We start from the raw sequence: 20,295 nt of genomic DNA, 5'->3' as shown, positions 1-20,295 counted from the left end.
AGCCTGGTTAAGGCTTATTTGGCATGTTTATTTTTAAGAAAACAAATTAACGACTCTTGAAAATAAGAGATTCCATCACTAGATTCCAAAATGAAGGTTCTTAGCTTGATGGGCATGGGGTCTTAGCCGTAATCTACCCATTTTTTACTCTGATAGGTGCAATCGCAGGACCATTAGCGGGACAAACGGCCTGCTCACGAATGCTGTGGAAAATGGGACGCGAGGGCATCATCCCGAAGAGATTTTTCGGATACATTCACCCCAAAACGGCAACTCCGACAAACAGTATTGTATTCATTGGCGCGGTCAGCTTAAGTGCACTCTTTCTTGATGTGACGACAGCTATTTCTCTCGTGAACTTTGGTGCATTGTCTGCGTGTACATTAGTGAATATTTCTGTTATTTTCTACTACTTCATAAAACAGAAAAAGCGTACAGGCGTAGACTTTCTTCGTTATCTGGTTATTCCGGCCATCGGTGCCTCGATCACTTGTTTTTCTTGTTTAATTTGGATCCATATGCAAAGGCCACGGGTCTGATATGACTTGCCATCGGATTTACGTATCTTGCGCTTGGCACGAACTTTTTCAGAAAGCTTCCGCCCGATGCCGCCATCAAGTAAATCATAGGGAAAGTAGGGAAACGGATGACAGCCTCTTATTGGTTAACGAATGTCTTACTCGAAAGTGGATATCGATATAAAGATGGCGTGGTAGCTGGAACGCTTACGGACGTATTCCACATATATATCGAAGACGGAAAAATCAGTAAAATCATTTCGAGTGATGAAACGATCATCGACGAATTGCCACAGCGGGATGCGAATCGAATGCTGATGCTGCCCGGATTTCGAGACATGCACATTCATTTAGATAAAACCTACTACGGCGGCCCCTGGAAAGCGTGCACCCCATTTGTCAGTATTTTTGACCGCATCAAAGAGGAAGAGGAGCTCATCCCACAGTTGCTCCCTGTGAGAGAGGAACGGGCGAAAAAAAATTCTAGAGCTTCTTGTGCAAAACGGGGTAACCCAAATACGCGCCCAGTGCAATGTGGATCCCATTAGTGGTCTAAAGAACCTGGAGGCGGTTTTGCGTGCGTTGGAAGCTTATCAGGATCAACTCTCCTATGAGCTTGTTGCCTTCCCGCAGCACGGACTTTTGCGCAGCCAATCGGTTGGTTTAGTCAGGGAAGCTCTTCGAAACGGCGCAACGGCTGTCGGTGGCGTCGATCCCGCGACGGTAGATGAAAATATGGAGGCCTCGCTGCATGCCATGATGGAGCTTGCGGTAGAAGCAAATGTCGATGTGGATCTGCACTTGCACGAGCCGGGGCATTTGGGGACATATACGATGAAGCGGCTTGCTGCCCTTACGGAAGATGCCGGATGGGAGGGCAGGGTTGCCATCGGACATGCCTTTGGTTTGGGGGATGTTCCTCTGCCAGTCGCAGCAGAAACGGCGGATAGATTGGGGCAGGCCGGCATCTCCATCGCTTCTACCGTCCCAATCGACATTCCGACGATCCCCATTCCTATGTTGCATGAGAGGGGGGTGCCTGTGTCCTTGGCCAATGACAGCATTACCGATCACTGGGATCCGTTTGGCACAGGAGATGTGCTGTTCAAGGCAAGCCTGATGGCAGAGCGCTTCGGATGGATTGATGAGCGATCGTTGGCCCGGGCAATTGGTTTTATTACAGGGGGAAAAACGCCGCTGAGTGAAACAGGGGAGAGAGTATGGCCGATGGTTGGCGACGAAGCGAATGCCGCATTTGTCCAGGCGAGCTGCTCAGCAGAAGCGGTAGCCAGAAGAGTGAAGTGCCAAGCGACGATGTTTAAGGGGAGCTTTCGGAGGCGGAGCAATCGTTTAGGGGAAAATTTGATTGTATGAATCAATGGCTTGGTGTTAAAGTAAAATCAGGATTTGAACGGACGATAATAGATTGCAACGTTAAAGAGGAATCTTCCCGCATGCGGGGCATGTGGAAAGTACGGGTTTATTGGTGAAAAAGTAGTGCAACAATAGAATGAAAAAGACAGAAGGAGATTGATATTTTTTGATTAATCATGAAGTGAAAAATGAGTTACCCCCAAATTATGAGGAATTAAAAAAATCTGCCAATCGAACGTCTAATTGGAGAGAACGTTTTGATGCTGTTGAAGAGTTAGGGCAGTGGAAACACAAACAAACAATCGATGTATTAAAACGTATGATGATCAGCGACGCCGTGTACAAAGTTCAAGAAGCTGCTTTCCGTAAGCTCAAGGGATTTGGCGAAGATGTCCAATTACCGCCACAGAAAAAAGGCGACTTAATAAAAGGAGCATCTAAAGTCTTAGTAAGAATAAAGAAGAGTTTACCAGAAGGCCATACGTTTGAAGAGTTCAAAGAGAAGTTACATAAGATGAGAACGGATATATATGATACGTACGAGGGTGAAAAAGGGACTGACTTTGATCAGTGGCTTGAAAACACATGGGCCTCGTTATAGCACTGCTAATTTGGAACGGTGAGAACTATAATTGAGGTGCATTGGCGTAAGAAGAGGGGGAATCCCCTCTTTTTTTGCGTATATATTGAATCCGGAACCAGAATGCACCGTTACCTCTAATAGCCCTCCTATGTTACTATGTGGGGTATGATCAAGAAAATATCATTCAACGATAGATAACTAGAATGGGGACAAAATCTTGAAAACATTTAAAAAAGTTTATATAGAAATTACGAGCATCTGCAACCTCGCCTGTACCTTTTGCCCGCCAACGGAACGCAAGGCAAATTTTATTAAGGTGGATGACTTTTCGAAAAGACTGGATGAGATCAAACCGCACACCAATTATATTTATTTGCACGTCAAAGGAGAGCCGCTTCTCCATCCCAAAATCGATGAGCTGCTGGATATTAGCCACGAGAAAGGGTTTAAGGTCAATATCACGACAAACGGAACGCTGATCGCAAAAAATCGGCATAAGCTGCTTGGAAAGCCTGCGCTGAGACAGATGAATTTTTCGCTCCACAGCTTTGACGGTCATGAGGGTTCCACCAACCGCGAAGGATATTTGCGGGAAATTCTTTCATTCGTCCGGGAAGCCGAGGAGCATCATGTCATCTTTTCATTCCGTCTGTGGAATTTGACACAAGACAACGCAACGAACATTCACAAGAGTAGAAACCGCCAGACACTGGAAGTTATAGAAAAAGAATTTGGCCTGGACTACAAGATCGAAGAAAAGGTAGTGCCTGGCAGCGGGGTGAAAATCGCGAGCCGCGTCTATTTAAACCAGGATCATGAATTCCAGTGGCCGAGTATGACAGCACCAGAGGATGAGGGCAGGGGCTTTTGCCATGCACTGCGCAGTCAGGCGGCCATTCTCGTAGACGGAACAGTTGTACCATGCTGTCTGGATGGAGAGGGCGTCATCAATCTAGGCAATATTCATCAGACATCCTTTTCGGACATCGTGGATGGCGAGCGGGCAAATCATTTAGTAGAAGGATTTTCCCGCAGGGAAGCTGTCGAGGAATTATGTAGAAGATGTGGGTATCGCCAACGGTTTGGAGTGTAGCAATTTCCCCTTGATAAACCGCTGCCTTATAAGCAAAATCGTGAAATACAGAGTTACGGGCAATATGGAGAAAGCAGAAAGTAGATTGAAAAAAAAGAAATAATTGTATTATGATAGGTTTTTAAGGGAAGGCAGTTTCTTGGCCTTCTTTTTTTATTGACCATGACATTGTGAAAGATTAGGAGAGCGATATGAGGGGAACAGACGAAGAAATAACACGATATTTCAGGAGCGCAGTCGCAGCGCAAACACATACAGCGGTCGATTTTAAGACAGATCCATTTTACATCTTTGATCGGGTCGAATTCATCAACGGACAGATTGATGCAGGTGTAAGTGCAAAAATTTTCTTGGAAGCAAACAAGAAACTATCGGACGAGGAGAAAAAGTTTCAAAAGAACACTCTGAATGTCCTAATTTGCGCCAAAACAATAAAGACCGTCTTTGAAGCATACGAGAAGACCAAGGATGAAGTTGATGAATTGACAGGAGTGTACTTCATTCCGGCGATTCTTTATCAAGGTGGAAAACTTGCGTACGATAACGGTGACAAGAAAATTCCTTGGTTCCCAAGAGAATACCTTCAACCCATGGTGGAGCCCAAGTTGTCTGTTGGCTATGTGGACGACGTTGACCAATTTATCAGTAACCATGTAGACCGAATCGAACAACTCAAAACATGGTCCGATTATGTTGAATTCTGCAAAGAGTATTATGAGTATGTTACCAAAGCTAAATTTGACCAAAATGAGATTCCAACCTACGAAAGCGAGAATTTACCGCTTGAGTTGGAGAATAATGCGTATCTCTTTATCGATAGCACCGTATACTCTACATTTCATATTATGAATCTGTACAATTATTTGCTAAAAGGTAAGCAACCTAAACCTCTATACGAACGTTTCATCTCTAGAAAGCCCGCTGAGCTATGTTCGGTAATCGAGAATACCTTGTCAAATATGCTACTGCATACGGGACAGATGGGAGGAGAGTTCCCTTTGTCTCCTTCGCAAAGAGAGGCTGTCAATCATTTTAACCACATTGAAGACGGTGAAATCTTAGCTGTAAATGGGCCACCGGGTACGGGGAAAACGACTCTTTTGCAATCTATCGTTGCTGATTTGTATGTCAAAAGGGCGTTAAAGAAAGAAAAAGCGCCACTTGTCGTGGCGACCTCGACGAATAATCAAGCCGTTACGAACATAATCGCTTCATTCGGAAACATTAATAAAGTTGGAATTTCCAATCTGGAGGAACGATGGATCGAAGGGGTAAATAGTTTTGCTACTTATTTTCCTTCTGGACAAAAAGAGAAGGAAGCTCGAATTAGCGGATACCAATTCACGAATGCTAGAGGAGACCATTTTGTTGCGAACGTTGAAGCGAAGGAAAACCTAGAGAAGTCGATTGCCAAACTATTGAAAAATTGTAATACGTATTTTGGGACTGCATACGTGGAGCTAAGCGACTGTCAGGAAAAGCTGCATGAGGAATTATTGTTTTTCGAAGAGAGAAAACAAGCCCTGCTTGTTTTGGGGGGCGAGGTGGATCAATTCGAATGTAATGGGTCACGTATTGATAGTTACCTCAACTTGCTGGAGGTAGAGATTAAACAGCTTCAAGAGTCGGTTCAAAGCATTCCGATTAGATTGAAGGAGTGGCACGCTTGCTATAAGAAAATTCCATTTTTTTTAAGATGGTGCACGAAACGAGTTCAAACAACATTCAGGTTGTTTATGAACGAAGAAGAGTGGACTTTCTTAAAAGAAACCATGAAGTTAAGAGAGATAGAAGAAGCTTATAGCTTTCGCTACGCTGATTGTCATCGGAAACTTGCTGAACTCAAGAAGATTCAGGTAGCTGTAAAGCAATGGATCGGACGCTACGATAAAGAATTAGAGTTATTAAGAGATCACGGTGTTGTATTAAATGGTGATGAAGCTAACAAATATGACATTACAAGCGAAAAGATGAATGAATGGTTAGATAAAAAGGTCCGTTATGTAGAATTCTGGTTTGCAGTCCACTATTTTGAATGTAGGTGGGCAAGTGGGGAAGATAGGTTGACCGAGAAGCAAATTGGTACCTCTTACAAGAATGTTTTAGATAAGTTCTATAATAGGCTTGCTATGATTACACCTTGCTTGGTTATGACTTTCTACATGCTTCCTAAACAGTTCTTGGCATTTGGCGATCAAAGTAAATTTTTTCTATACAACTACATTGATTTGCTTATTGTGGATGAAGCGGGTCAGGTATCTCCCGAAATCGCGGCAGGGACATTTTCACTCGCTAAAAAGGCGATCATCGTCGGAGATGTCTATCAGATAGAGCCTGTCTGGAGCGTAAATCGGGCGTTGGATAAAGCACTGGCGCTTTCCAGCGGGACGATCAAAGACTTGCACGAATATGAGCAGTTAGAGTTTTGCGGATTAACAAGTTACGGATCTAGCGTGATGAAGGTTGCCGCTAAAAGTTGCCGTTACCAAAAATACGAAGAGAGGGGGTTGTTCCTCTCAGAGCATCGTCGGTGTTATAACGAAATTATTGACTATTGTAATAAGTTAGTCTACAAAGGGAATTTGCAGCCTAAGCGAGGAAAAGGAAAGGAACATGAAGGGCGTGCCCTAAAACACTGGCCTCAAATGGGATATCGGCAGATTGACTCTGAGAATTCAAGCAAGCAAGGAACGAGCAGATATAATCAAAGGGAGGCAAAGCAGATAGCTGATTGGTTGAATGACCATTTCGTACACATTCAGGCTGCATATCCCAAGGAAGCAGAGAAAAATCTAATTGGGATCATTACTCCGTTTAAGGCACAGGTCAGTTGCATCCAAGCGGAAATCAGGAAGTGTGCCCCTCATTTGCGTTCGAAGATAAGTGTAGGTACGGTCCATACATTTCAAGGGGCGGAACGAAATTTAATCCTTCTATCTACTGTGTATGGAAAACAGGAAGGGTGTTTTTTTATGGATGCGAACAAGAGTCTGATGAATGTTGCGGTGTCGAGAGCGAAAGATCACTTTTTTGTATTCGGAGATCTTCAATGTCTGAAAGACGCGCCGAGTAGTGCCAGCGGATTGCTGAAGACAAGCATTGTGGAGAATCCTCTATAGGTATCTGCCCGAATAGCCCTACCATCCTATGATGACGGGGCTTTCGTATTTATGATAGTGGTAATGACAATTTTGCAAGAAGGTCTCTACGTTTACAACTCTATTACAACTCCGTGCTATGCTAAACGTGAGGTGATCCTTGTGGCAACCATCTTAATTGTGGAGGATGAAATCCCGATCAATGAGTTAATCAAAAGAAATCTACAGTCGGTGGGACATACATGTATTTCTGTTTTTAATGGAAGAAAAGCCATTCATGAGCTGTCACAGCATGAAGTAGATCTCGTAGTGCTGGACATCATGCTTCCGGAGATTGACGGGTATGAGGTTTTTCAGCAGATACGAGGGACACCTACTATTTTCTTGACGGCTTTGAAGCAGTTTATCGGACATGGTGAAGGGCTTGACCCTTGGCGCAGATGATTATTTGGCCAAACCTTTTGAGATGCTGGAATTGCTGGCACGAGTGGATGCGGTGCTCCGACGTACGAAAAAGGAAAGCAAAGATTTTGAATTGGATGGGGTAAGAATTGATTTTGAGGGCAGACTGTCCCGGGAAAAGCTGCTAGAGCTTGCTTGGGGCTTTGACTATGTAGGGGATACCAGGACAGTGGATGTTCATGTTCAAAAGCTAAGAATAAGCTGCATATGGAATCTAGAATTAAAACGGTCTATAAAATGGGGTATCGTTTGAAGGTATAGAGCTGAAATCAGCCACCTACGCGAAGGACAGCCAGAATATTTTATAACCTCCTAATAACTTGATGATGGTTCTATAATTTTGTCCTTCTATACTGCTTTTGTGATCACAAACAAAACGTTGCAGTTTGTTTTTTATACTGATACGATAATGTTATGGGACAAGAATATAGACGTTCAGCTACTACCGTATCTCTCATTCACTATCATTTTGTTTTCTGCCCTCGTTATCGAAGAAAAGTATTCGTGAATCAGGTGGAAGTCCGGTTCAAGGAACTGCTTGAAGAAATATGCCAAGAGAATGACTGGCTTATCGTAGCCATGGAAGTCATGCCAGACCATGTTCATCTATTCCTGAACTGTCTTCCCACTGATTCTCCTTCAGACGTAATGGCAAAAGTGAAAGGAGCTACCTCTCGAAGGTTAAGGCAAGAGTTTGGGCATCTTGCTCATTTGTCTAGTCTGTGGACACGATCTTATTTTGTAAGTACAGCAGAAAACGTATCAAGCGAAACAGTAAAGCGATTTGTGGAAGAACAGAAGAAAAGGGGGTGAACACATTCAATCCTTAACGGTTACGATTCGCATATTTCCTGATCAGCCCCACGTTCTCCATCAATTGGGGAAAGAGTATATTCGGATCGTCAATCAGTTAACCGAACAGGCGGAACTACTTGGTTCATTTCCGGAGACGACTACAAAACATGTAGAAACCATTCTGCCATCTGCCGTTTGCAATCAAGCCATTCGTGACGCCAAGAGCATTTTTCGTAAAAGCAAGAAGCTTGGCGTTCGACCGATTTTTAAAAAACCCGTATACTTCGTAAACAATCAAAACTATTCCCTATCTGAAAATACGGTTGCTTTTCCTACCGTTGTGGATGGAAAGACGAAGAAAACAGCGTTTCACGTAACAATGACGAATCGGGATAGGGAGCTGTTAGGGAAAGCAAAATTGGGACTAATGAGAGTGATTGAGAAATCCGGGAAATGGTACGCTCAAATTTCGTTAGAAGTACCCACAAGTGAATCAAACAGTGAAAACGTCATGGGAATTGATCTCGGACTGAAGGTTCCTGCTGTAGCTGTGACTTCTACAGGCAAAACCCGATTCTTTAGAAACGGCAGACAAAACAAGTACATAGAAGGGGTATCCATTGTCAAAATTGAGCAACTGGAGAATATTCGCAAAACGGCAAGAACAAGCCGTAAAAACGCTAACAATCTGCATCGTTGGACTTTCTATCAGCTTCAGCAGTTTATCTCCTACAAAGCAAATCTTGCTGGCATACAAGTTGTGGAGGTCGATCCTGCCTACACTTCTCAAACATGCCCTGCATGCGGAGACAAGAATAAGGCGAGAGATAGAAGGTACGAATGTTCATGCGGATTCCATGCTCATCGTGATCGGGTTGGAGCCATCAATATCATGCATCAACCTGTGGCAGATGGTAACAGTCTGTCGGCCTAAGATGCTATAGGCACTGTCTTAGGATGGGCTGATGAGACAGCCCTGAACTTGGGGGAACTACGGATAGCAGAAATGCACTTCCGACTACCACCCAAGAATCCATACTGATACGCAGGTGTCAGCTTGCCCCTTAAGGGGTGGGAGTCTCAAAGAGGCATTCTATCGAGTGGATCCTTCCCGCAGTCGCTCTGGTAGCGGAGCGGGATTGGGCTTAACGCTTTGCCAGCAGATTGCCGCTAATCATGAGGCAGAGCTGAGCTTCTCATCAGAAATCGGGAAAGGTACAACAGTGAAACTGACCTTTGCAAATGACGAAGAAGCTTGAGAGAGTTTGCTCATCACGCATGACAGGCTCCACCTGTTATTTAGGCAAATGATTGACTAGCCATGTATCCTCATCCACTTTTACGACATCAATGGTGTAAGGCTCAGGACGTTCCGCTGGCTCCGGTGTATCGCCTGAATAATACTCGTATAACCAAACATGAAACTTGACCGTATTTTCATCTGCATTCTCATGTCCAATGATTTCGAAGCCTTGATGATGCGGATTGGATAACCCCGAAAAAAACATTTTGATATCTTCTGGGCTAACTGATTTTTTGGCGTTATTCGTAAGTAATGCTGCACCTTTCGCATCATCTCTGTTCAGCCATGCAATCAAAAAGTTGTTGGCTGTATGCAAGGCTAGTAAATAATTTTTATCAACCTTGATTTCGTTTTTTTGCTGGGTGGCTGAAGGAGTAGCCGTGTTACAGCCGCTGATGAAAAAGGAAAAGGTACAGAGAAAACAAGCAAGCCAAACTATTTTTTTCAAGAATATTACCTCGCAAAATTTTATTTTTGACCTTTTAGAATGGTAAGCTATGAAAGTCGCCAGGCCCACCTAAATCGTGATTTGTTCAAGCAAGGACGTCATACCTGTACGCCAGTGTGTCTCGAGGAGCTGGCTGGCTAGCTCGATGTCATTTTGATTCAAAGCAGAAATGATTTTCTGGTGCTGCAGGTATGATCGGCTGATGAGATCCTCGTCCCACATGAATGTATACTCATAGCGGCGAATCATTTTTTTGGCGTCACCAATCATTTCATGCAAACGCTGGTTTAGACAGCCTGCTATCAAGAGGTCGTGCCAATGAGAATCTACTTCCAATGCAGACGCGGGTTCGTCTTTTACTTGAAGAAGCTGATTGTTTAGATGCTTCAGCTCATGTAGATCGGGAATGTCTTCACCCATTCGCAGCGCCAGGCACTCCAAAGTCCACAGGATCGGGTACATTTCCTGTATCTCACGTGCAGTCAATGGCCTCACTGTGAAGCCCCTGGCGAGGTCTGATCGCAAGAAGCCTTCCTTGGTCAAATCCAGTAGAGCCTCACGCAGTGGTGTCCGGCTAACACCCAATTCTGCTGACAGTGCCGACTCATTAATCCGGGTTCCGGGCGCGAAATCCCCCTTGAGCAGCCGCTCCAAAATCTGTTTTCGCACGTCTTCTCGCAACGGTCGTTTTGGACTCATTATTCCCAATCACGTCTCCTTAAAAATCAGAGTCAAGTCTTCCGCCAGTGATGACCAAAATCGCCGTTTTGTCAGCTACAGACTCTGCTTCTGCATGTTGTATCAAGCCCGCAAGTGTCGCTGAGCTAGTGAATTCGGCAATGACCCCAGCTTCTTCAGCCAACAGCTTTTGTGCGGACGCGATTTGCTGATCGGAAACGGCAAGCATTGCCCCTTCACTTGCACGAAGTTCTCTCAACAATCGCAGTGCATTGCGCGGGCGGCGGACGGCCATGGAAGCAGCATCTGTGGTTCCTTCATCGCTGGTGGTGCTCTGTCCATGATAGCGGCGAACCAAAGGCTGGATGGCTTCGGCTTGAACCCCGAGAAGTCTAGGCAGCCGCTCTGTCAAACCCATGAGCGACAGTTCTCGAAAGCCTTTTCCGATTGCACCCAGCGTACATCCGTCACCGACCGGAGAAACGACCAAATCCGGCACATGCCACCCGAGCTGCTCGCCGATTTCAAACGCAACGGTTTTCTTACCTTCGACCAGAAACGGATTGTAAGCACAATTCCGACTGTACCATCCATGCTTTGCTCCGGCCATTTCTGCTTCATCAAACGCTTGATCGTAGTTTCCCGTGGACACCCGTATATCTGCGCCGAAACGGCGAAGCCAATTGAGCCTGGTTTGGGACGCCTCTCGAGGCACAAATACGTGACACTCCAATCCCTGGTGCCCGCAAAAACTAGCAAGGGATATCGCAGCGTTGCCAGCGGATGCGCAGTAAAAATCCTTGACGCCGTTCTCTAGTGCCATCGTCATGGCAATCACGGTGGCGCGGTCCTTTAAACAACGAGTGGGGTTTCGGGTTTCATCCTTTATGTAAAGGGCTTTGAGACCGAGACGAGAGGCCAATCGCGGCGCACTCAGCAGCGGAGTACCGCCTGCGTGGGGAACATTAGCAGGTTTCTCTACCGGTAAAAGGGGCAGGTACCGAAATACGTCAGATCGTGAGCTATTTATTTCTTGGCCCCGTAGAAGAGCGTCCTGTAAAGCGGAGTAATCATACTGTACATCGAGAATGCCTGTATCCATTCCAGTGGTACCATGCTCGCAAGCCGGACAAATGTAAGCGGTGGGGGTCATGGGGTGTGTAGTACCGCACTGCAAGCATGTGAGACTGATCGTGAACATGAATATCACCTCACCTTTGAAATTATCCTTTACACGTTAGAATTGTATACGATGCTGACAATTCAGTCAATTAATTTTCCTGATATCGCTATGGCTAGACGACTCCTAAGAGAATCCACTTGAAGATATACGGAATGATTTTACAGACTATTTAGAGCTGCCAACATACGTGGCAGCCAATTCAACTAAAGGAAGCGATAGCTCAAAGGCTGTTGCTCCCTGTTTTTAGCCGTCTACCACGATGTTAGCTTTGCTCTTTTCCATTTGTTCATTGCAATGCAAATATAAAGATACCCGCTGTCCCACGCGATCTCTCTGACATTACCCGGAGCTGACGAAGATGCTGGGGTGGCACCTCGATCCCTCCCCCTGGCAATTTTGAGTTGGTGAACTGGGGGTCCAGTCTTCCGGATTTTTGGCATAAACTGGTACATCCCATCTACTTCACGGCAAGTGACACTCCATCAATCGTATTGACCGGCAAAATTTTATCTCTACCCAAACTCGCAACATATGCTAGCACCTTCTCCAGCAACGCTGGTTTTATTTCATACAGGTCTCTGTTATCCGGGTCGATACCGTGCAGCATAATGATGCACCATTGCTTGTTTTTTACAGCCTCATCAATTCGCAGTTTAATCTGATCGAAAGTCATCTCATTGGTTACGGCAATTGCGGAATGCATCCATAGTTTGTCTGCAGGTGGAATGTCGTTCTGCAGGTGTTCAAAATTTCTCGCTGCTTGATAGTATTTTTTCACTGCAGTTTTTACTCGTTCGTCATACATTGAAAACGGGATACCGATCGTTTGAACTTTTGGAACAATTTGCTCCAACACCGCTTTACTTTCTCTCAATTCAAAGTCCAAATCTTCATCCGAGAGAGTCGTTAACCCCTTCTCATGAGAATAACTGTGAGAACCGATTTCGACCCCACGATCGTACATATCTTTCATTTGATCGGCATCGAGATACATCGTCCGAGCACCGTCTTTAATCCTTCCGGCAATGATATTGGTGGTTGCCGGAACTCCGTATTTTTCGTGCAACGGCAAGGCAAAATCATAAAATGTATCCAATCCGTCATCATAAGAGAACGTAATCATGGCTTGCCCGTTGAAGTCCTTTGCCGAAGGATTGACGATCTTGTTTGTAATCCATATCGATCTTTGGGATGCATTCCAGTGAACTCCACTCCCTAATCCTTCAGCCAACTCCCGAGCAGGTACCCATGCTCTGCCATTTATCATTTGGGGTGGGACCTCGGATTTTGCTTCTTTCCCGTTGATTACGAGTCTCAACGGAGAAGCTGATGATTCATTCTTGCTCTTTTCTAATGAAACGTCCTCTTTCTGTTCTCCTGTGAACACATAAACAGTCCGTTGGGCAGCATCCCACTTCACTGCAGCCCCCAAATCCTCTGCCACTGCACGTACGGGAACGAATGCCCTCCCGTTTATGATTTGCGAAGAGGCATCTGGTTTTCCCCCTTGACCGTTCATCACAAGTGTAATTGGTGGTGCAGCTGATACTACCGTGGCTGAAGAAACAATCGCTCCAACGAGCAACCCTGAAACTATCTTTCGCATTTCTCTCCTCCTCATAGCAAACCAAAGTAACCACATTCGTAGGCGTAGTGTAGCCTTGTCCGTAAAAGTTTTCTATCATTTTTTTCAAAGCTTCCATATTCTTATATTAACGTGAGCTCCGGACGATTTGTTGCGCACAATTTGCTGAATGCGGGGGAAGATTGGTGGAATTGGCGCTTTTTTGCAAAAGGAATCGTTTGCACAAAAAAGGTCTGTTAAGGCGACAATTCCAACAAAAATTGGGGAGTGAAATCCAAATGCCCTTGTCCGCTATCCATATTGCCGCGCGCTGATTGCAATCTATCGGTTTGGGCGCAATAACGACAGCAGGCAGTTTGTGTAGGGAGGATTTTTTAGCTTAATAATAATGGCTGAAGACCTTATTTCAAAAGGTATTTCAGCCATTTTTGTTTTCGATTCGGAAGAGCTAGGATCTTCTACTATTTACATTCAACAATGACCAAAACATTTTGCTAGTATAATAGATAAAACGATGAAAAAGAGGAACTCTATGGATATATTAGATCCTTTATTTATAGCGTATCTTAATAAGAATATTCTCAAAAGCTCTGAGCAGCTTGATCTAAATATATGTTCTACTCCCGACTCTCCATTTATGGATGTAAATATCATCAAACAAACAAACAGAACATATCGGATTGTGGGGATGCTGACAATAGCTGCGTATCATCCTGACCAAATGGAAGAAAGCCCTGATGAGGAATTAAAAAAGAAAAATTTAACGCCTAGAAAAAAAGTACAGCTAGATGACACCGATCCAATCACACTGCGTTGGCTTGAGAATGGGTGGATCATGAAAGAAATCCGCTTTAAGAAGGATGAAAAGACGGTTGAATCCATGAATTATCGAATGGGGTATCGATTTCACTGTTTCATGGAAAACCAGATTCAGAAAAAGAAGCATGCTATTCATCAGGAGATTCAAAAATGGAATGAGAGTGCGGCATCGCTTGAATACAATCTGGAACAGGAAGTTTTTTGCAATAATAAAAAAGGCGTGCAAACATTAGTAATTCTCATAAATCAAAGTTTCGATCAGGAGCATGAGGGAATTGAAGTCTCACCCCTTTTTCCGGACAGGTGGTCGGTGGAAAAACGGCTGAAGTTTCTTCATTTTGTAGTAGCTTTTTTACAGTTAGCCTTTTATAAGACAAATTTTGACTGGAAAGAAATTGGGGCTAGTTATTATCAGGAGATCGGGGGATCAAAGGAATTCGATTTGTACAAAGAGGAGTTCATTTCCCAATTGGAAGACTGGGCACAATGTCCGGTGGATTCTCTTGGTCTCACGAGTTTAGGAAGGATTACGCCACTCTATTTTTCGGGACAGATTGTCGGGAGGTTTTCGACCTATCATTTTGGGCCAGTACACGCTTTGACTGATTTGGCGATTGATGAAGAGGAATACTCCACAAAAGCTACGACATTGTGGCTGGTTGAAAATCGGGCGATATTGACGAGAATAGCGGCTGAAAAAGGCTTTTTAAAGGAGACAAATTCTCTAGTTTTATGTGTCGATGGACATCTGAGGACTTCGCATCGCAGGTGCATCCAGCAACTATTAAAAAGCGGTTCGGTTGACCAAGTCATCATATGGAGTGACTATGATCCTGATGGTTTGCAAATCTCCAAGGAATTGTATACAGCTATTTCACAATTTGGCAGCCTCTTTATCAAGTGGATTACCCATAAATACGAAGTCATTTCGAACTGGCAACAGTATGAGCAATATATGCTGGCACTCTTGAAGCATCAAAAAGTGGAACAAGAACAAGTCCTGGGAGGTGTGAACGATTGGAAAACGTGGATCGCCCATTAATATCCATTTTTCAAACGGATGAATCAGCTTCCGAGATTTTGCAGTCGATGCGGGATATTGCATATTTAACGGGTGTATTAAGTGATTTAGGTTCACAAAATGCTTTTCAATCTCCAGATCAAATTCTACGCTTTTTACGTTTGATCCAATTGTTTAATGAAGAAGCGCTTGGCCTTGATGATCCGATTGAAAATGCCGAGACCGTATATTATCGGTACCGAAACCGTTACAAAGACCCTGATCCACCTTCCAAAAAGAGCGTTGAGCAAACCGTTAATGTTCTTGTCAAATACAATTGGATTTCCAAACAGTCACGTCAGTTAAAGATGAGAGATGTCGGAAAACGAATGATGGATGCATTGATTCGGCTGGCAAACGATTCTCTTGCCTATTACATGCATGATGACATTGGTCGCTCTCTTTTTCAGGCAAAACGTGACGCAGAATTGAGTGAAGCCTATGATGACCATGGGATCTCCGGTGGAAATAAAATAGCCAGCATGATCCGTAATGTTGAAAATGCGATTCAATTGATGAAAGAGCGCGAGTTGGAAATGCTGGCAGACCGTAATGCTCTGCCGCAACTAGAGCTGATTCATCATTTAATGGAAGAGCTTGATGTGAAATTGCAAGAGCGGCTTCGTCAATTTCAAACGTTGGAAGACAGCTTGATCCTCGCTAATTTAATGCAAAAAGGAACTGCGGTTCTGGCGGAAGGAACCAATTTAAGTCTCGGCATGATTAATAAGTATTTGAAGTTTACCCATATGCAAAAAACCCCTTTAACTTCAACGATTCAGCCTGAAAAAGTGCGAGAGTTTATTATTCAGATGTTTAACCCGGCTCTTGATTCTGATGTCCCTAACGTATATCAGTTGCTAAGTTTTTTGGAACAGGATCAATATGAGGATGAAGCGGTTGATGGGTTATGGATTCCGATTAAATTTGCTGCACCCCTTTCTGCTGTGGCCATAGATGAGGCCGTGCAGTATTTGGAAATGTACGAACCGTTGGCTGAACAGATAGACAAAATGGACGAAGATTTTGTTTTTGTATCAGAAGAAATCTCTATCGATCAAATGGAAGATTTATTGGGTCAATCAACCTGGCTGTTGACGAAAGCGATGATTGAAACGCAACAGATTGAATCATTTTTAGACAAGCATGAGGAAGCGTCGATTGAACAAGTTGTCATTGAAGCGACAACTTCCGAGTGGAGTGACGCAGTTAATGCGCTTACTGCCATCTCCGCTCTGGTTGGTAATAAAAAAATAACCATGCACAAGTCGGGACAAAAAGAATTACCTGAGTATGAGAGAAAATGGGAGTGGATGAATCGTGAAGACCGAGCCTATATCATTCGAAAACGAGACAAGGAATGAGATTAATGCCAATCCGTTAAATGTCATGCATTCATTAAAAGGCATCTTAACGGAGGTTGAAGAGGTAGCATTCATGAATATTCTCTTCTCCTCATCTGCCTCTATCCGATCAGGGAACTTTGGTCTCTCCAGAAAAGAAGTAGAAAAGCAGCTTCAAATCCAGGGCGATGATGAAAAGTTCACCTCATTTATTACTCGCGTCAATCAAGCGGTAAGCCGCTATTTCAGAGTGATTTACGATGAACGGCGCGATCAAGTAGTTGCGTTAATGAGAGTATCGGCACGAGCAGCTCGAAATACTTTGACAAAAGAAAGCCTAGCAATCCTCTTATATATGTTTTACCAGCAAGAAGTACTGCAGCATGAGTTTACCCTTTTTGATCAACTACTGAACGCATTTGGGAACGAAACAACGAGAGCAAACCAACGTATTTTATTGAACATCGATCCGCTGAAAAAAATAGGTGCCATTGAGGAATATGAGACAAACTCGCAAGAAAAAGCATACCAGCTTACTGCAATTGGCGTTCATATGTTCTCTGATTCTTTTTTACGACGTACCGTCGAGTTCAGTCAATCCCATCAGTTAAACAAAGAAGAAGTATTAAAATTTTTCAGGCGCTACAATCTGTACCAGAAAGGAGAAAATGAATGATTCCATGGAGGCTTACTTTTTCAGGGGTACGCGACTATTCTCCTACTTTGGTGGACTTATCTGGTTCTGATCAACATGTGTTGATTACTGGACCAAATGGTGCGGGAAAATCGACCATTACATTTTGCATGGGGGCTGTCTTGTATTCCTCTAAAGTAGATGTCGAGGGCTTGAAGTCACGCAATTTACCAATCGATCAAACATGGAGAGCAAGAATTTCCTTTCTATTTAAGAATGATGGATGGATGAAAATTGATGCTCCTTCATTTATTGAATTTACGTTATTCATGAGTCAAGATCCCGGTCAACCTTTAAAGAAGGAGTTTTCCATTTCAAAGGGTGAAGAAATCGATAAATGGGAAGAGACAGTTACGTACACATCAGGTGATCGCTATTTCAATTTTTCAGCATACAAAAAAGATTTGCAGTATAAATACAAAATAGACCCGGATTTGTTTTATTTAATTTGGTATCAACAGGAGGTCAATCAATTTGCGGTGATGCATCCTGAGGAGCGCTTTCGCATTTTTAGTGAAATACACGGGATAGACAAAGTCCAGCGAGACTGGGAAGAAAGCATGGAAAAAATGAAGGAAACAGAAGAAACCCTACGAGCATCTGAATTGAATGTGAAATTAATGAAAGCAGAGCTATCTATAAAAAAGTCTGCACTCGACCGTTTTCTAGATAATCAAAAACGGCTGCGTGAAGGGGCAAAGATGTATATTGAATCTTTGCTCAGGTTAGAAAAGCTTTTAAACAAGGAGAAAGAGAGCACCCAGGCTATTATTCAGCAGTTGGAAGAGGAGCTTGACGAAGTATATGACTCGAAAGCAATAAAAAAGGAGGAAAAGGAAAAAGCGAGGGAAGGTTTAGAAACTGAAAAGAGTGAGTTGGAAATACAGAATGCCCTGATTGAAGCCACTCAAAAAAATATGGATGAAGCTGTATTGTATCTTCAGGAAATCAACACAAGAATCGAACAGCTTGAGAAAGAATTAGAATCGATTACATTACGAAAAGGCCAAATTACTAGAACGGAAGACGAGGTTAAAGCACAACTGAACAAACTCTTGAAGGAACAACAGCAAACAGATGAGCAGCATCATCACACACGATCTTTACTGGCTGAACGCAGAACGGCCTGGCAAGAAAAAGTGGCTCAAATAGCCGGAATCAAAGAGAAAATAGCGCGTGATGACGATTTGGAAGCAGATCATCTTGAAAGACTCCGACAATATAAAAGTAGCCACGCTGTGCAAGAAAAGATTGCGACTTTGGAAAAAGGAATTGAAGAAAAGAAAGATCGAAGAAGAAGCGATGCCAGGAATTTGCAAGGGCTAAGGGAAGAGCTAGTGTTACTTGAAGAGGAACGTGACTTGTCGACTCGTCAAATTGAATCGATCAAATGGTTTCGTTCGCAACAAATAAAAGCGTATCCTCTTCGCGAGCTTATTGAAATGGACGAGACCGCCAGATTAAAAGATGAGCAGATTTTTCAAACGATCAAATATACGATGTTTTTCAACGGAACACATACGAATCCGCCAAACGATTTGTATCATGTCCCTCTGATGAAAGTGGTTCCAGACCGGTCCATCACCCACTTACCAAACCTTCATATTAGGGTGAAGGAAGGATTGAAAGAAGACGAGATTCCCCATGCAATCAAAGCGCTTTGGTGGGTGGAGCAATTTTTCCGAGATGACGTATTCTTCATTCAAAATGGTTTGTTAATCGATCCGATCGGGATTCGAGGTCCACAAGAAAAGGACAAGTATATTTTGAGCGTAAAGGCACTGCGAGCTCGTAAGCAAGAAGTGCTAGAGCAGATCGAGGAGTTCTCCCAGAAGATTTCCCTGTATGAGAAGCAAATTCAGGAAGATACAAAAACCTTTCAGGAGTTGAATAGCATTATTCATCAGATCAGGGAAGCGGAAGCATTCATGACGAATGAACATGAGCGTATTCAACGGAAAAGGAAATTGACTGAAGAACTTGAAAACGAAGAAAGAATCAAGCAAGACATGGGTCGGCTCGAATCAGATAGGATTCGTTTCGTTCGTCTCCAAATGGAGCAAGTGGCACTGGAAAAAGGATTGCGTGAAGAGGAAGCTTTTTACGAGGAACTCGGTAAAATGAAAGACAAGTATGAGGAACTGAACGCACTGCAAAAGCAAGTGGTGATACAGAAGGATTTGGTTAGAGAACAAAAGAATACATGCATTCGGTTGGAGAAAGAACGGGATCAGCTCGACCGAAAGATCAACCAGATTGAACGGGACATAAGAAAGTTGTCCGATGAGTTGGATCATTTGGAAGATGATCTTCGCATGAGGAAAAACCAAATAGAAAGCAGCTTGAACCGACTCGATAGCACAAAAGAAGAGCTGGTTCAGACCATTCAAGAATTGAACGTATTGCAGCATATGATCCCTGATCTTTATTCCGAAGTCTTTGCCAATGCCGCTCTGGAAAAAACGGCTTCCATTTCCCAATTGAAAAGAGATCGTGAAAGCGGGCAGGTGAAATTCAATCAGGCCAGGATGGAGGACGGAATTGACCCGGCTGCACCGGAAAATTATGAGACGGCAAAATATGAATGTGAACGCCTGGACGATGAATTCAAAAGGACAAATTTGTTGCTTGAACAAGATAAGGAACGCGCAGATCAATTAAGAGATAAAATGGAGACGACAATCAATATGCGCGTTCTTGAACTGCAACAACGCTTTAAGACTTATATGAGTCATTTTCAATTTGAAGGGGACATTAGTTGGGAGTCCCTTGAAGATCAACGTAAGCGGATCCATTTTAAACTGTATATTAAAGCGCGAAAAGAGGGCCACCGCGGATCACTGGAAGATGTAAGTATAAAAGCGCGTGGCGGTAAAGTTGGGAAAGGTGTATCTGGTGGTGAAGAATCGCTCAGCTCGCTCCTCTTTGCCCTGGCACTGTTGCAGAATCTTCAAACGACACCAGGATTTATTGTTCTCGACGAATTTGATAGTGCTCTTGACGAAAACCGAAAATCGAAAGTATTTGATCTGTATGTACAAGAATTAAGAAGAAAACTGATTATTTTAACTCCCAAGTCGCATGAAGAAACGTATCTGAATCGGTTCTCAAAGGCATTTGTGGTTCAGCATGATCCGACTGTACCGAAAAGTAAAGTAATCGGGATTGTAAAAGTAGATTGAGGTCAGTTTATGTTAGCTGTATTCGTTTTTGTCTAGTATTCGCAGGGAGAATCTGAATCGTGTCGAAAAGAAGCTTA

Annotated in this window: 14 protein-coding genes and 3 pseudogenes; 13 read left to right on the top strand and 4 right to left on the bottom strand. The window is 43.6% G+C overall.

The window, feature by feature from the left end:
• Positions 1-122: 122 nt before the first annotated feature.
• From ACIFQN_RS25825 to ACIFQN_RS25785, 9 genes and pseudogenes are all read left to right on the top strand, one after another.
• Positions 123-539: pseudogene (locus tag ACIFQN_RS25825) on the top strand (amino acid permease); the annotation flags it as partial.
• A 107-nt stretch (positions 540-646) separates the two neighbouring features.
• A pseudogene (locus tag ACIFQN_RS25820) lies at positions 647-1,892 on the top strand (amidohydrolase).
• Between the two features lie 166 nt (positions 1,893-2,058).
• Entirely contained in the window at positions 2,059-2,493 is a 435-nt protein-coding gene (locus ACIFQN_RS25815) for a HEAT repeat domain-containing protein (RefSeq protein ID WP_429835901.1), read from the top strand.
• Between the two features lie 199 nt (positions 2,494-2,692).
• Complete coding sequence (locus ACIFQN_RS25810) at positions 2,693-3,568, top strand: radical SAM/SPASM domain-containing protein (RefSeq protein ID WP_429835900.1); 876 nt, start codon at positions 2,693-2,695, stop codon at positions 3,566-3,568.
• A gap of 350 nt (positions 3,569-3,918) precedes the next feature.
• The gene (locus ACIFQN_RS25805) at positions 3,919-6,687 is read left to right on the top strand and encodes a DEAD/DEAH box helicase (protein ID WP_429835898.1); all 2,769 of its coding nucleotides are present in this window, start codon (positions 3,919-3,921) and stop codon (positions 6,685-6,687) included.
• Between the two features lie 141 nt (positions 6,688-6,828).
• Positions 6,829-7,389, top strand: a pseudogene (locus tag ACIFQN_RS25800) (response regulator transcription factor).
• Positions 7,390-7,542: 153 nt separating this feature from the next.
• Positions 7,543-7,941 carry an IS200/IS605 family transposase gene (gene tnpA, locus ACIFQN_RS25795; RefSeq protein ID WP_429835897.1) on the top strand — a complete coding sequence of 133 codons (399 nt, stop codon included), beginning with the start codon at positions 7,543-7,545 and terminating at the stop codon, positions 7,939-7,941.
• Positions 7,942-7,945: 4 nt separating this feature from the next.
• The gene (locus tag ACIFQN_RS25790; RefSeq protein ID WP_429835907.1) at positions 7,946-8,857 is read left to right on the top strand and encodes an RNA-guided endonuclease InsQ/TnpB family protein; all 912 of its coding nucleotides are present in this window, start codon (positions 7,946-7,948) and stop codon (positions 8,855-8,857) included.
• 115 nt (positions 8,858-8,972) lie between these two features.
• Entirely contained in the window at positions 8,973-9,182 is a 210-nt protein-coding gene (locus ACIFQN_RS25785; RefSeq protein WP_429835896.1) for an ATP-binding protein, read from the top strand.
• Between the two features lie 36 nt (positions 9,183-9,218).
• On the opposite strand, the gene ACIFQN_RS25780 is transcribed toward ACIFQN_RS25785, so the two are convergent.
• The 4 genes from ACIFQN_RS25780 to ACIFQN_RS25765 form a co-directional block, all read right to left on the bottom strand.
• Positions 9,219-9,674 carry a hypothetical protein gene (locus ACIFQN_RS25780; RefSeq protein ID WP_429835895.1) on the bottom strand — a complete coding sequence of 152 codons (456 nt, stop codon included), beginning with the start codon at positions 9,672-9,674 and terminating at the stop codon, positions 9,219-9,221.
• A 69-nt stretch (positions 9,675-9,743) separates the two neighbouring features.
• Positions 9,744-10,373, bottom strand: coding sequence for a GntR family transcriptional regulator (locus tag ACIFQN_RS25775; RefSeq protein WP_429835894.1), 630 nt, complete (start codon positions 10,371-10,373; stop codon positions 9,744-9,746).
• 19 nt (positions 10,374-10,392) lie between these two features.
• Complete coding sequence (gene thrC / locus ACIFQN_RS25770; protein ID WP_429835892.1) at positions 10,393-11,553, bottom strand: threonine synthase; 1,161 nt, start codon at positions 11,551-11,553, stop codon at positions 10,393-10,395.
• 439 nt (positions 11,554-11,992) lie between these two features.
• Positions 11,993-13,141 (bottom strand): stalk domain-containing protein, encoded by a 1,149-nt coding sequence (locus tag ACIFQN_RS25765; protein WP_429835891.1) that lies wholly within the window; start codon positions 13,139-13,141, stop codon positions 11,993-11,995.
• A 511-nt stretch (positions 13,142-13,652) separates the two neighbouring features.
• On the opposite strand from ACIFQN_RS25765, the gene ACIFQN_RS25760 reads away from it, so the two are divergent.
• From ACIFQN_RS25760 to ACIFQN_RS25745, 4 genes are read left to right on the top strand one after another with little or no spacing between them, the layout of a single operon-like run.
• Positions 13,653-14,981 carry a DUF2399 domain-containing protein gene (locus tag ACIFQN_RS25760; RefSeq protein WP_429835890.1) on the top strand — a complete coding sequence of 443 codons (1,329 nt, stop codon included), beginning with the start codon at positions 13,653-13,655 and terminating at the stop codon, positions 14,979-14,981.
• Positions 14,957-16,363 carry a hypothetical protein gene (locus ACIFQN_RS25755; protein ID WP_429835889.1) on the top strand — a complete coding sequence of 469 codons (1,407 nt, stop codon included), beginning with the start codon at positions 14,957-14,959 and terminating at the stop codon, positions 16,361-16,363. The genes ACIFQN_RS25760 and ACIFQN_RS25755 overlap by 25 nt, the downstream gene beginning before the upstream one ends.
• Before the next feature lie 25 nt (positions 16,364-16,388).
• A complete protein-coding gene (locus tag ACIFQN_RS25750) occupies positions 16,389-17,018 on the top strand; it encodes a hypothetical protein (protein ID WP_429835906.1) in 630 nt (209 codons plus the stop codon).
• Complete coding sequence (locus ACIFQN_RS25745) at positions 17,015-20,218, top strand: chromosome segregation protein SMC (protein ID WP_429835887.1); 3,204 nt, start codon at positions 17,015-17,017, stop codon at positions 20,216-20,218. Before ACIFQN_RS25750 ends, ACIFQN_RS25745 begins: the two co-directional genes overlap by 4 nt.
• The last annotated feature ends 77 nt before the right edge of the window (positions 20,219-20,295 follow it).

It is taken from the genome of Brevibacillus sp. NRS-1366 (genome assembly GCF_050467985.1).
Note: the sequence above shows the minus strand (reverse complement) of the source record. Positions and strands in the feature narration are given on the sequence as shown.